Annotated in this window: 12 protein-coding genes; 10 read left to right on the top strand and 2 right to left on the bottom strand. The window is 36.4% G+C overall.

Annotated elements, in window-relative coordinates; translation table 11 throughout:
* Positions 1–60 precede the first annotated feature (60 nt).
* On the bottom strand, positions 61–1,203 hold the full coding sequence (gene queG, locus KO527_RS20945) for a tRNA epoxyqueuosine(34) reductase QueG (protein ID WP_216042197.1): 1,143 nt from the start codon (positions 1,201–1,203) through the stop codon (positions 61–63).
* Between the two features lie 11 nt (positions 1,204–1,214).
* On the opposite strand from queG, the gene KO527_RS20940 reads away from it, so the two are divergent.
* The 9 genes from KO527_RS20940 to hflC all read left to right on the top strand — a co-directional run bounded on the left by KO527_RS20940 (position 1,215) and on the right by hflC (position 11,213).
* Complete coding sequence (locus KO527_RS20940; protein ID WP_216042196.1) at positions 1,215–2,738, top strand: NAD(P)H-hydrate dehydratase; 1,524 nt, start codon at positions 1,215–1,217, stop codon at positions 2,736–2,738.
* Positions 2,739–2,750: 12 nt separating this feature from the next.
* On the top strand, positions 2,751–3,227 hold the full coding sequence (gene tsaE / locus KO527_RS20935) for a tRNA (adenosine(37)-N6)-threonylcarbamoyltransferase complex ATPase subunit type 1 TsaE (RefSeq protein WP_216042195.1): 477 nt from the start codon (positions 2,751–2,753) through the stop codon (positions 3,225–3,227).
* Entirely contained in the window at positions 3,220–4,566 is a 1,347-nt protein-coding gene (locus tag KO527_RS20930) for an N-acetylmuramoyl-L-alanine amidase (protein ID WP_216042194.1), read from the top strand. The genes tsaE and KO527_RS20930 overlap by 8 nt, the downstream gene beginning before the upstream one ends.
* Before the next feature lie 13 nt (positions 4,567–4,579).
* Positions 4,580–6,379, top strand: a complete 1,800-nt coding sequence (gene mutL / locus KO527_RS20925; protein WP_216042193.1) for a DNA mismatch repair endonuclease MutL — start codon at positions 4,580–4,582, stop codon at positions 6,377–6,379.
* A 38-nt stretch (positions 6,380–6,417) separates the two neighbouring features.
* Positions 6,418–7,308 carry a tRNA (adenosine(37)-N6)-dimethylallyltransferase MiaA gene (gene miaA / locus KO527_RS20920; protein ID WP_216042205.1) on the top strand — a complete coding sequence of 297 codons (891 nt, stop codon included), beginning with the start codon at positions 6,418–6,420 and terminating at the stop codon, positions 7,306–7,308.
* Between the two features lie 85 nt (positions 7,309–7,393).
* On the top strand, positions 7,394–7,663 hold the full coding sequence (hfq, locus tag KO527_RS20915) for an RNA chaperone Hfq (RefSeq protein WP_216042192.1): 270 nt from the start codon (positions 7,394–7,396) through the stop codon (positions 7,661–7,663).
* A 15-nt stretch (positions 7,664–7,678) separates the two neighbouring features.
* Positions 7,679–8,977: a ribosome rescue GTPase HflX gene (hflX, locus tag KO527_RS20910; RefSeq protein ID WP_216042191.1), complete on the top strand. Its 1,299-nt coding sequence runs from the start codon at positions 7,679–7,681 to the stop codon at positions 8,975–8,977.
* Between the two features lie 176 nt (positions 8,978–9,153).
* Positions 9,154–10,332: an FtsH protease activity modulator HflK gene (gene hflK, locus KO527_RS20905; protein ID WP_216042190.1), complete on the top strand. Its 1,179-nt coding sequence runs from the start codon at positions 9,154–9,156 to the stop codon at positions 10,330–10,332.
* 2 nt (positions 10,333–10,334) lie between these two features.
* On the top strand, positions 10,335–11,213 hold the full coding sequence (gene hflC, locus KO527_RS20900; RefSeq protein ID WP_216042189.1) for a protease modulator HflC: 879 nt from the start codon (positions 10,335–10,337) through the stop codon (positions 11,211–11,213).
* 89 nt (positions 11,214–11,302) lie between these two features.
* Here hflC and KO527_RS20895 read toward each other — a convergent pair whose 3' ends face one another.
* A complete protein-coding gene (locus tag KO527_RS20895) occupies positions 11,303–12,130 on the bottom strand; it encodes a collagenase (RefSeq protein WP_252733948.1) in 828 nt (275 codons plus the stop codon).
* A 151-nt stretch (positions 12,131–12,281) separates the two neighbouring features.
* Here KO527_RS20895 and KO527_RS20890 point away from each other — a divergent pair, with 151 nt between their 5' ends.
* Entirely contained in the window at positions 12,282–12,473 is a 192-nt protein-coding gene (locus KO527_RS20890) for a DUF2065 domain-containing protein (protein ID WP_216042187.1), read from the top strand.
* The last annotated feature ends 91 nt before the right edge of the window (positions 12,474–12,564 follow it).

Genomic DNA, 12,564 nt, shown 5'->3' with positions numbered 1-12,564 from the left:
AAACCTAAAACCTAAAACCTAAAACCTAAAACCTAAAACCTAAAACCTAAAACCTAAAACCTAAGCATCTCTTGGCAACCCTTTCTCGATCGCTTTAATCAAGCGTTGCGTTTTTTTGTTTTCAGGCTTTTTTAGCCGTTGCTGATCAAGTGCCCAATTAATATGAGTGGCAACTAATTCAGTTACCTCAACTAAGCGTTGTTGTAAAACTACGATTATATCTTCATTAAAATCAGCGTTACCTAAGGCGACGGATATATTTCGCAACCAGCGTTCATGGCCTATACGTCTTATAGGGCTGCCTTCTGTGTTTTTTAAGAAAGTAGTTTCATCCCATAAGTAGAGTTCAATTAGGTCTTTATCTTTAAGTTGCGTTCTGGGGTGAAAATCTTTTTCATCTGTAATTTGTCCATATCTATTCCATGGGCAAATTAATTGGCAATCATCACAACCGTAAATCCTATTACCTAGTAAAGGTCTAAACTCTTCAGGGATCGCGCCTTTTAACTCTATGGTTAAATAAGAAATACAGCGTTTAGCATCAACTACGTAAGGTTCAACAATGGCGTTTGTAGGGCAAAGCTTAATACAGGCAACACAACTACCGCATTGTTCTTCGACAGGTTTATCGACAGGTAGGGGGATATCAACAAATAATTCGCCTAAGAAAAACCAAGATCCCGCTTCTTTATTAATGATTAAGCTATGCTTTCCAGTCCAGCCGAGTCCTGCTTTATCTGCTAATTGCCTTTCTAGTACAGGTGCAGAATCAACAAAAGGTCGAAAAGAAAGTTCACCTTGGTCTAAGTCTTTTAATTCTTGTTCTATTCTTTGACCCAATTTCTTGAGCTTATTGCGCATTAATTTATGGTAATCACGCCCTAATGCATAGCGACTGATATAGGCTTTATCTGTTTTTTTTAAATTTTGGGCAAAACTGGCGTCAGGGGGTAAGTAATTCATGCGTACTGTTATCACGCGTTTAGTGCCAGGAACTAATTCATCCGGGCGCGCACGCATCATGCCATGGGCTGCCATGTAGTCCATTTCACCGTGATAGTTATTATCTAACCAGCGTTGTAATTGCGCTTCGTGTTCAGTTAAATCTATATCGGCAATGCCTACTTGAGCAAAGCCTAAATCTTTGCCCCATTGCTTAATTTTGTCAGAAAGTAAAGAATAGTCAGTATTACTAGAGTTCATGATGATCAAATATGGCCGTTTTATACACCGCTAATTTACCACAAATCGCCTATAGCGCGCAGCAAGTTCAATCAAATGAATCTATCATAGCCAAAAAAATGGGCATTGAGATGTATCAATTGATGCAAAATGCCGGAGAAAGTGTGTTTTCGCTACTTTGGGATCGCTATAGCTTTGCGAATAATATTTTAATATTAACAGGCAAAGGTAATAACGGTGGTGATGGTTATATTGTTGCTAAGTTAGCAATTGAAAATGATATTCAAGTAAAAGTATTTAGTATTTGCCAGCCTGATGAATTAAAAGGTGATGCATTAAAAGCTTATTTAGAATTTAGTGAGGTAGGTGGCGTAATTGAACAGGAACTCGATTTTTCAGAGTGTGATTTAATAATAGATGCTTTATTAGGGACCGGTTTGAGTGGCGAGTTATCAGGAAATATTAAAAGGATTTGCCATCAAATAAATCAAACTGGCAAACCGATCATTAGTATAGATGTGCCCTCCGGAGTGAATGCAACAACAGGGGGAATATCAAAAAATGCAATTTATGCCGATAGTACGGTTACTTTTATAGGGCTCAAAAAAGGATTGCTGACTGGAAAAGTAAAAGATTATGTTGGTGAATTGTATTTTTCAGGTTTAGGCATTGATGAGGAATTTGCAAAAACAGTACAGTCTCCAGTAAGTTATTTATCTGAGCAAAGCATGCTAAATAAAAAAATACACCGCGAACAATCGACATATAAAAATCAGCAAGGCCACGTATTATTAATTGGCGGTGATAAAGGCATGGCTGGTGCAATTCGCTTAGCAGGTGAGGCGTGTTTAAGAAGTGGTGCAGGCTTGGTGAGCATAGCCACCCATATTGATAATGTTACGAGTGTTTTACAAGGACGTTATGAGCTTATGGTACATGGCATTGAGGATGGAACTCAATTAGCTGCGTTAATTGAAAAGGCATCTGTGATTGTAATTGGGCCTGGCATGGGACAATCAGATTGGGGTAAAATGCTTTTTGATACACTTTTTTGTCATCAAGATAAAATTAAAGTGATCGATGCCGATGCGCTCACGATTTTAGCTGAAAAGGAGCTAGAGTTACTTAACTGTGTTTTAACTCCGCATGCAGGCGAGGCTGCACGATTGTTGCAATCTACTAACATTGAAATAGAATCAAACCGCTTTGATACAGTAAATAAAATAGCCAAAAAATACAAAACGACTACCGTACTTAAAGGTCCTGGAACCCTCGTTTGTCAGGGGGATAGATTAAATATCAATACTTCTGGTTCGCCATCTATGGCAAGTGCTGGGATGGGAGATGTTTTATCTGGTATAATCGGTGCGCTTATTGCGCAAAAAGTAAAAATGCTCAAAAGTGAAAATTCAGAAAATACTAAACAAGCCGTATTTGATATGACATGTTTATCAGTGTTTATTCATGGGAAAGCAGCGCAATTAGCTGAAAAAGATGGCATAAATGGTTTGTTAGCAAGTGATTTATTTCCATATATTAGACGTTTAGTTGGTTAACATAGGTGTAAAATGAGCAAGGTATTTAGCTGTTTATTAGAAGACGAGCAAGCAACGGTCGCTATGGGCGGTGTTTTAGCGCAAAATATTACACAAGGCGCAATTATATATTTACATGGTGATTTAGGTGCTGGAAAAACAACTTTCACACGAGGTGTTGTTCAAGGCTTTGGTCATACCGGTAAAGTTAAAAGTCCAACTTATACTTTAGTTGAACCGTATGAGCTAGAAAACCAAAGCATTTATCATTTTGATTTATATCGTTTAGCTGATCCTGAAGAGCTTGAATTTATGGGGATCCGAGACTATTTTAATGAAAAATCAATTTGCATGATCGAATGGCCTGAAAAAGGCGCTGAATTTTTAGCTGCAGCAGATTTAGAGCTGACGCTTGAGTATGTTGCACAAAAACGTAAAGTTAGTATTATGGCTAAAACTCAAAAAGGCGAAGAAATAGTCGATAGACTATCAAATACAAATAATGCATAGTCTTAAAAATATAATAATAAAGCTATTTATCAGTTTCATTTTTTTCAGCATATTTGCTGTTACAGATGCTTATGCGCAAAATAAAATAACCAGCGTACGTGTTTGGCCATCTCCAGAAAGCACGCGTGTTGTTTTTGATTTAAAAGAAAAGCCTGATTACAGTTATTTTGTGCTAAAAAAACCACTGCGTTTAGTAGTTGATTTAAAAAATACCAGTCAAAAAGTATCTTTACCAAAAGTAACAAAAGAACATCAATTAATAAAAAAGGTACGCTTTAGTAAGCCAAAGAAAAAAGGCTGGACAAGACTGGTGTTTGAAATTTTAGAGCCGGTTAAACCTGTTATTTTTTCACTGGCACCTACTGGGCCTAAAAAGGACCGATTAGTAGTTGATTTATTTGCCATAAATAAAAAACCTAAAAAAACAATTGTCGCTAAAAATAGAGATATGAGCGGTAACCGAGATATTGTTATTGCTGTTGATGCTGGGCATGGTGGTGAAGATCCTGGTTCTATTGGGCCTGCTGGCACTTATGAAAAAAATATTACATTACAAATATCAAAACGATTAACCAAACTTATTAATGCTGAAAAAGGCATGCGTGCTGTGATGCCTCGTACCGGTGATTACTATGTAAAAGTAGATACCCGAACGCTTAGAGCGAGAAATAAAAAAGTAGATTTTTTAGTTTCAATTCATGCTGATGCATTTTCTTCTCCTCAACCTAGAGGGGCGTCTGTTTGGGTATTATCATTACGAAGAGCTAACTCTGAAACGGGTAAATGGATTGAAGACAGTGAAAAACACTCTGATCTATTAGGTGGTGCGGCAAGCGTGCTTAAAGATACTCAAAATGAAAAATATTTAGTGCAAGCTGTTTTAGATATGAAGATGGATCATTCTATGAAAACAGGTTTGGCAGTTGCGTATACGATTCAGAAAGAACTAAAAAAAGTCACTAAAATGCATAAAAAAACACCTCAATATGCCAGTTTAGGTGTTTTGAAATCTCCCGATATTCCGTCTATTTTAGTTGAAACTGGTTTTATATCTAATCCAGCAGAAGAAAAGTTATTAAAAACTACTGCTCATCAAAATAAACTAGCTAAAGCTGTATTTACTTCTATTAAAGCGCATTTTAGAAATAACCCACCTGAGGATTCGTATTTTGCTAAAATAAAGCTGGCTACCCCAGAATCTCATAGAGTAAAATCAGGAGACTCTTTAAGTGTATTGGCACAGCGTTATGGCATAACAGTTTATAAGCTTAAGCAAGCGAATAAACTGAAATCAAATACCTTATTTATTGGTCAAAATTTAACAATCCCTCGCAGTTAACAAGTGAAATAACATGAGTATAGAAATCTTACCAGCTCGTTTAGCTAACCAAATCGCAGCTGGTGAGGTAGTTGAACGTCCGGCTTCAGTGGTTAAAGAATTAGTTGAAAACAGCTTAGATGCTGGCGCAACACGTATTCAAATTGATATTGACCGTGGCGGACATAAATTGATCCGAATTCGTGATAATGGCTTTGGTATTGAGAAAGATGAGTTGGCACTTGCTTTATCTCGTCATGCAACCAGTAAGTTAAAAACCTTAGATGATTTAGAGTGCATTAACTCCTTAGGGTTTCGTGGTGAAGCACTCGCATCTATTAGCTCAGTTTCTCGATTAACACTTAGCTCAAAACCAAAAGAACAAAATGAAGCGTGGCAAGCTTATGCTGAAGGTCGTGATATGGCAGTTAAAGTACAGCCAACAGCACATCCTGATGGTACAACAATTGAAGTTGTTGATTTATTTTTTAATACGCCAGCAAGACGTAAGTTTTTAAGAACTGAAAAAACTGAATTTAATCATATTGATGAGCTAATAAAACGCATTGCATTAAGTCGTTTTGATGTGGGGATTACATTAAAACACAATGGTAAAGTGGTACGTCAATATCGTGCACAATCTAGCACAGAGCAAAGAGTTAAACGTGTTGCTCAAGTGGCAGGGCGTAATTTTTTAGATCATGCTTTATATTTAGAGTCAGGTGAAGATAAACTTAAAATGTATGGTTGGGCGTTACCTTCAGGCTTAAATAAAGACCCGCAATATACTTATGTAAATGGTCGTATGATGCGAGATAAATTAATTTTGCATGCAATCCGCCAAGCTTTTGAGGAAATTCAGCCGGATTATGATGTACCTGCGTTTGTTTTATATTTAGAAATCGATCCACTTCAAGTTGATGTTAATGTGCATCCAGCTAAACACGAGGTGCGTTTTCATCAAGCACGTTTAATTCATGATTTTATTTTACAGGCAGTAAAACAGTTAGCAAAACAAACTGTTTTAATGAGTGAGCCTGCAATACCAATGCACCAAGATGAAGATGATGTACCTTTCTCTTTATCTGATTATTTACCTGCTGAACCAACTACAAACTCAAGTTATTCATCAGGTAGCGGCTCACAACAAGCACGTGCACCGCAAGCACCTAGAGAAAATGTAAGCTATCAGCAGCAACAAAAAGTAAATGCGTTTTATCAAGGCATTGGCGAGCAAGCTGCACAACACTTTGATAATGTGAGTGAACTATCAACTTCAGATCATGATGACTTTCAAAAAAATCACGTCGCGATAAAGCAAAAAGAAATCATCGGACTTAATGGTGGTGCTTGTATTATTAAACAAGGTGATGATATTTATTTAGGTCATTTAAAATCGATATTAGCTAATTTTTGGCAAGCAGAAATTGAAAAGTCAGGAGGGTTAACTGGGCGTCCGTTATTATTGCCTGTGCGGATAAATGTCACTGAAGCAGACTTAGCCATCATTAAAGAGAGTTTATCTTGGTTAAATATTTTAGGTTATGACCTTCAGCTTTCGACTAGTTTTATTATGATTAAAAAGTTACCAGCGTGTATTTATTCAGGAGACGTTAACTTAGTTGTTGATAAATTGATTGAAGTATCTAAAATGAATTGTTCCGATATTAGTTCTTGGTTGGATTGGCAATCGAATTGGACTGCAAAAAATTACTTTTCAACGGATGTTAATAATGGTTTGATTGATTTTATTCAAAGAAAACCAGAATTAATGCGCTTAATTTCACAAAATGCGGTTAAAATAGATTTAACCGAATATTTAAGCCAATTATAGCGGAAAATAAGCAATTGAGTTTACCAGTTATTTTTTTGATGGGCCCGACAGCTGCGGGTAAAACAGATTTAGCGATACAGCTATGTCAAACCTTAAACACTGAAGTGATTAGTGTTGATTCAGCTCTAGTATATCGAGATATGGATATTGGCACGGCTAAGCCGAGTGCTGATGAGCTTGCTCAGGCTCCGCATCATTTAATTGATATGTTAGATCCATCAGAGGTTTATTCAACGGCAAACTTTTGCACTGATGCTTTAAATAAAATAGAAGCATTACATGCACAAGGGAAAATTCCATTGCTTGTTGGCGGTACTATGATGTACTTCAAAAGTTTATTAGAGGGGATTTCACCCTTACCTGAAGCTGATGTTGAAATTCGTAAACACCTTGAAATAGAAGCAAATGAAAAAGGCTGGCCTGCACTACATGAAGAGTTAACCTCTGTAGACCCTGTGGCAGCTAGCAGAATTAGTGAAAATGACTCTCAGCGCATTAACCGCGCTTTGGAAGTATATCGCATTACAGGTAAACCTATGTCTGAACTGCAAAATGTGAAGACTGGGGCTTTACCTTATAAAGTATTGCAATTTGCAATAGCACCTGAAGATCGCAGCGTTTTACATCAGAGAATAGAACAACGATTTAAAATAATGTTAGACCAGGGGTTTGAAAAAGAAGTTAAGGCCTTATATAACAGAGAGGACCTTAATGTAAAGTTACCTTCTATCAGATGTGTTGGTTATCGCCAAATGTGGGATTATTTAGAGGGTGGTATTGATTACGACGAAATGGTTTTTCGTGGCATAGTTGCGACAAGACAATTAGCAAAAAGACAATTAACTTGGTTAAGAGGCTGGGAAAATGTAACTTGGCTTGAGTCAGGTGCAGAAGAAAACTTGCATCGTGTGATATCTTCGCTAAGCTAGTAACATTAACAAAAAAATTATGAAATCTTATACTTAAAGATTTTTTATTACTTAATAATAACACCTAAAGCTAAGGAAAATAATAATGGCAAAGGGGCAATCATTGCAAGACCCATTTTTGAATGCATTACGTCGTGAGCGCATTCCAGTATCAATTTATTTAGTTAATGGCATTAAATTACAAGGTAAGGTTCAATCTTTTGACCAATTTGTAATTCTTCTGGAAAATACAGTAAACCAAATGGTTTACAAACATGCTATTTCTACAGTTGTTCCTGCAAGAGCAATTAACTTCCAAGCGACTCCTACTGGTTCTGAAACACCTGAGAACACAGAGGAAGGCGATACATTTTAATTAGGAGTTTAATGTTTGTTTGACCGTTATGAAGCCGGTGAGCAGGCAGTCTTAGTTCATATAGAATTTCCAAAAGAGCATGATCGTGAAGATCTGAATGAATTGGAAATGTTAGTTTCTTCTGCGGGTGTTAATTCTTTGGCGGTAGTGCAAGGCTCCCGTCAAAAACCGCATGCCAAATTTTTTGTTGGTACTGGTAAAGCAGAAGAGATAGCTGAGATTGTTCAAATGCATCAAGCCGATGTGGTTATATTTAATCATGTATTAACCCCATCTCAAGAAAGAAACCTCGAAGTTGTTTGTCAATGTAGGGTGCTAGATCGTACTACCTTAATTTTAGATATTTTTGCGCAACGTGCACGAACCCATGAAGGTAAGTTACAAGTAGAACTAGCACAATTACGTCACATTTCTACTCGTTTGATCCGAGGCTGGACTCACCTAGAGAGACAAAAAGGGGGGATTGGTTTACGCGGACCAGGTGAAACGCAGTTAGAAACAGATAGACGTTTGATCCGTGGTAAAATTAAAAATATTCAAAAGCGTTTAGAAAAAGTAGCCAAGCAACGAGATCAAGGTCGCAGAGCGCGTAGTCGTAATGAAATTCCTACTTTATCTTTAGTGGGTTATACCAATGCAGGTAAGTCCTCATTGTTTAATCAGATGACTAATGCTGATGTATATGCTGCAGACCAATTGTTCGCAACACTCGATCCTACACTACGTAAAATAGAGATCGCAGATGTTGGCAGTACTATTTTAGCCGATACCGTAGGTTTTATTCGCCATTTACCGCATGATTTAGTTTCGGCTTTTAAAGCGACCTTAACTGAAACACGTGAAGCTGATTTACAGCTCCATGTAATTGATGTAGCGGATGAAAGGCGACAAGAAAATATTGAACAAGTAAATGCTGTTTTAAAAGAAATTGAGGCTGATGAAGTACCTCAATTATTAATTTATAACAAAATTGATTTGGTTGAAGAATTATCACCCCGTATAGATCGTGATGATGAAGGTAACCCTATTCGAGTATGGTTATCAGCTCAAACTGGTGCTGGCTGCGAGTTATTACTTGAAGCAATTAGTGAGAGATTATCGGATCAAGTTTTAGCTTGTACTCTTGAATTATCAGGGAAATATGGTGCTTTAAGAGGTGCTTTGTATCGTTTGAGTTGCATTACAGACGAGCAATTTGATGATTTAGGCAATTGGTTACTTGATATCAGATTACCTATGATTGATTGGAATCGATTAAAAAAAGAGTATGGTAACGAAATTGATGAATTAATCAAATTAGATCAGCTAAGCTGATTTATTATGAAAACGGTCAGAAATTTGTTAACTTATTCAAAGGTGTAAAAAAGCGTTGTATTATTTTTAGACTTTTAAAACGCAAATAGATCAATTCTATTAAGTTAATGATTATATATTTATCGGAATTGGTATTAACCTAACTTATTTATTTTATATAACATTGGAGTAGTGCTATGGCCTGGAATGAGCCGGGTAACAATGGTAATAAAAACAACGATCCTTGGAAAAATAAAGGCGGACGCGATCAAGGTCCACCTGATTTAGATGAGGTATTTCGTAAATATAGCGACAAACTAGGTGGTATGTTTGGCGGTAATGGTGGTGGCAATAATAAAGGCGGTAGCAACCTAAGTGGTATGGCTATTGGTTTTGTTTTAGTGATTGCACTTGTTGTTTGGGCTTTAAGTGGTATTTACACTATTAAAGAGGCTGAGCGCGGTATTATTTTACGATTTGGCCAATTCCATTCAATCGCAGATCCGGGTCTTCGTTGGAAAATGACTTTTATTGATAGAGTTATTCCAGTTGAAATCGAAGCTGTTCGTTCGTTATCTGCTTCAGGCTTTATGCTGACTGAAGATGAAAATGTTGTAAGTGTTGAATTTGTTGTGCAATATCGTGTAACAGATCCACGCGCTTATCTTTTCAGCGTGACAGATGCCGATCATAGTTTACAGCAAGCTTTAGATAGTGCGCTTCGCTATGTTGTTGGCCATTCATCAATGGATGATATTCTGACAAAAGGTCGTGAAGAAATACGCCAAAAAACTTGGGATGAACTAACAAAAATTATTGAACCTTATAACTTAGGTTTAATTTTAACTGACGTTAACTTTAAAGATGCACGTCCTCCTGGTGAAGTAAAAGATGCATTTGATGATGCAATTGCTGCACAAGAAGATGAAGTACGTTTTGTACGTGAAGCAGAAGCTTATGAGCGTGAAATTGAACCTCAAGCTCGTGGTCAAGTAACACGTATGACACAAGAAGCTGAAGGTTACAAAGAACGTGTAACGTTAGAAGCGGAAGGTGAAGTTGCACGTTTTAATAAGTTACTTCCTGAATATCAAATGGCTAAAGATGTAACACGTCAGCGTTTATATATTGAAGCGATGGAAGATGTTTTAGGTAGCACTTCAAAAGTATTAGTTGATGTCAAAGGTGGTAATAATATGATGTACTTACCACTGGATAAAATTATGCAAAATAGCCAAGGCGGTACAGTTACTTTACCTAAAGTAAGTGACCTACAAAACTTAAGACAAAAAATGGGTAACTCTCGAGGCAATAACAGCCAAGTAAATAGCTCATCTGATCGTTTTGCAACTGATAGATTTGGTAATGGGAGATAAGAATGAAGAACTTTATTTTAGCTAGTATTGTTGTTGTATTATTTTTATCTTTTTCTTCAGTGTTTGTTGTTTTTGAAGGACAGAACGCCATCGCTCTTCAATTTTCAAAAGTGAAAAAAGACACTGATGATCAAGCCGTTGTATACCCACCAGGTTTACATTTTAAAGTACCATTTATTACACAGGTACGTAAACTTGATGCACGTATTCAAACTTTAGATGGTGCACCAGACCGCTTTGTAACAAGTGAGAAAAAAGACTTAATTGTTGACTCATATGTTAAATGGCGAATTAAAGATTTCAGTGCATATTACCTGCGTGCACGTGGTGATAAACAATATGCTGAAACTTTATTGAAACAAAAAGTAAATAATGGTTTAAGAACTAATTTCGGTTCAAGAACGATTAAAGAAATTGTGTCAGGAAAGCGAAGTGAATTAATGCGTGATGCGCTAACTCAAGTTTCTGAAAGTGCCAATGAACTAGGAATAGAAGTACTTGATGTACGTGTTAAACAGATTAACTTACCTACTGAAGTAAGTAACTCTATTTTCCAACGTATGCGTGCTGAGCGTACTGCTGTTGCTAAAGAGCATAGATCGGAAGGTCGTGAAAAATCAGAAACAATTAGAGCGGGTGTTGATCGTCGTGTAACAGTGATGCTTGCAGAAGCAGAGCGTAACGCAAGAACAGTTCGTGGTGAAGGTGATGCAGATGCTGCTAAAATTTATGCTGAGTCATATTCTAAAGATGCTGAATTTTATACTTTCTTACGTAGCTTAGACGCATATAAGTCTACATTTAATTCTAAGAGTGATCTAATGGTGCTTGCACCTGATAGCGACTTCTTTAAATTTATGAAAGGTGTTGGAGGTAAGTAGCTTAAGCTAAGCAATTACTTTTAATATTTAGATTATAAAAAACCTCACTTAATAGTGAGGTTTTTTTGTTTTGAATAAATAGTGGAAATTTAGCTGTTTGCTTTTTTCGGCTCTAAGCTAATCAACCATTGAGTAAACTCAGTGTCGTACTGTGTGCCCCATTCTTTTACTAAAGCTTGATAGCGTGTATAAAAGCCTTTGCGTGTTAGTGTAAGCATTTTATCAATCTGATCTCTGTGATTTTCCATCATAAAACGTACTGCTAAATAGCCCCAATCATAAACACGCTCACTGCCGCCATTGGTTTCATAACTGGTATTAAAAAGCTCACTTAATTTATATGATTTTTTAATACCGTTCTCAATTGCACGTGAATTATCATTACCTTGGGCTATATATTCTGCAATACCTTCACTCCACCATACTAAGTGAGGTAACAAAGGGGCTGGTTTAGGGCAATACTCAGGTGCTGAATGTGAATCGTGTAATGATGAGCAAAAATCGCCATACATATTAAAGCGACCATCTAAATAATGAATATATTCATGACGTAAATTCCAAATTTGTCCTTTCTTTTGGTAAGCCACAAATTCGGCGTGATTACCTTTCACATGAGGTAGGCCTTCTAAATACATACCGCCATTATCAGATGGTACATCAAAGTGTTTGGTAACGTGTTTTACGTAAGAATCTCTATCTGCATATATATTAGCGCGCATACTATGATTGTTATCGTTTGCTACAGGTTTATTTTTACTATTAAAAGTTTTGTGAAAATCAGACTCTCTTTCACTAAGCATAATACACGCTTGTTTTATTAATTCAGGCGTTAATGCTTCAGATCGAATTGTGATAGTTGGGCTACAGTCATGTACTTGAGATAATACAGAGTCTAAAGACGGGGTGTTTTTTTGCATTGCATAGCAATTAGCGCTAGCTAAAACAGCAATAGATAAGGCTGTAAGAATTGTTTTCATAGTTATTGTATATTTTATATCATGTGACTTTATTTAATCATCATTAAAAAAAAATGCAAACTATAGTAATTATTGACTACTAAGATCTTATATGACTTTAGATACCGTTTTCTTAGCATTAGCGTTATTACTTATGATTGAAGGTTTAATGCCGGCTTTATTTCCAAATAAATGGAGGCAGTATTTAGCTGAGCTATCAAATCAATCAAGTAAAAGTATACGAATGATAGGTATTTCACTTATACTGATTGGCTGGCTTTTGTTTCTGTTTGTTAGACATTAGACCTGAATTTGATAAAATTGAGTAATTTATATTTGTCTTAAGAATCAGTCAATTAAAGATTTTTGTGTTTTTATTTTTACTTTTTGTTGTA

Origin of the sequence: Pseudoalteromonas sp. C2R02, from assembly GCF_018860845.1 — a bacterium.
In the GTDB taxonomy this organism is placed as follows: Bacteria; Pseudomonadota; Gammaproteobacteria; order Enterobacterales; family Alteromonadaceae; genus Pseudoalteromonas.
The sequence above is the reverse complement of the archived record's forward strand: the minus strand, read 5'-3'. Positions and strand labels throughout refer to the sequence as shown.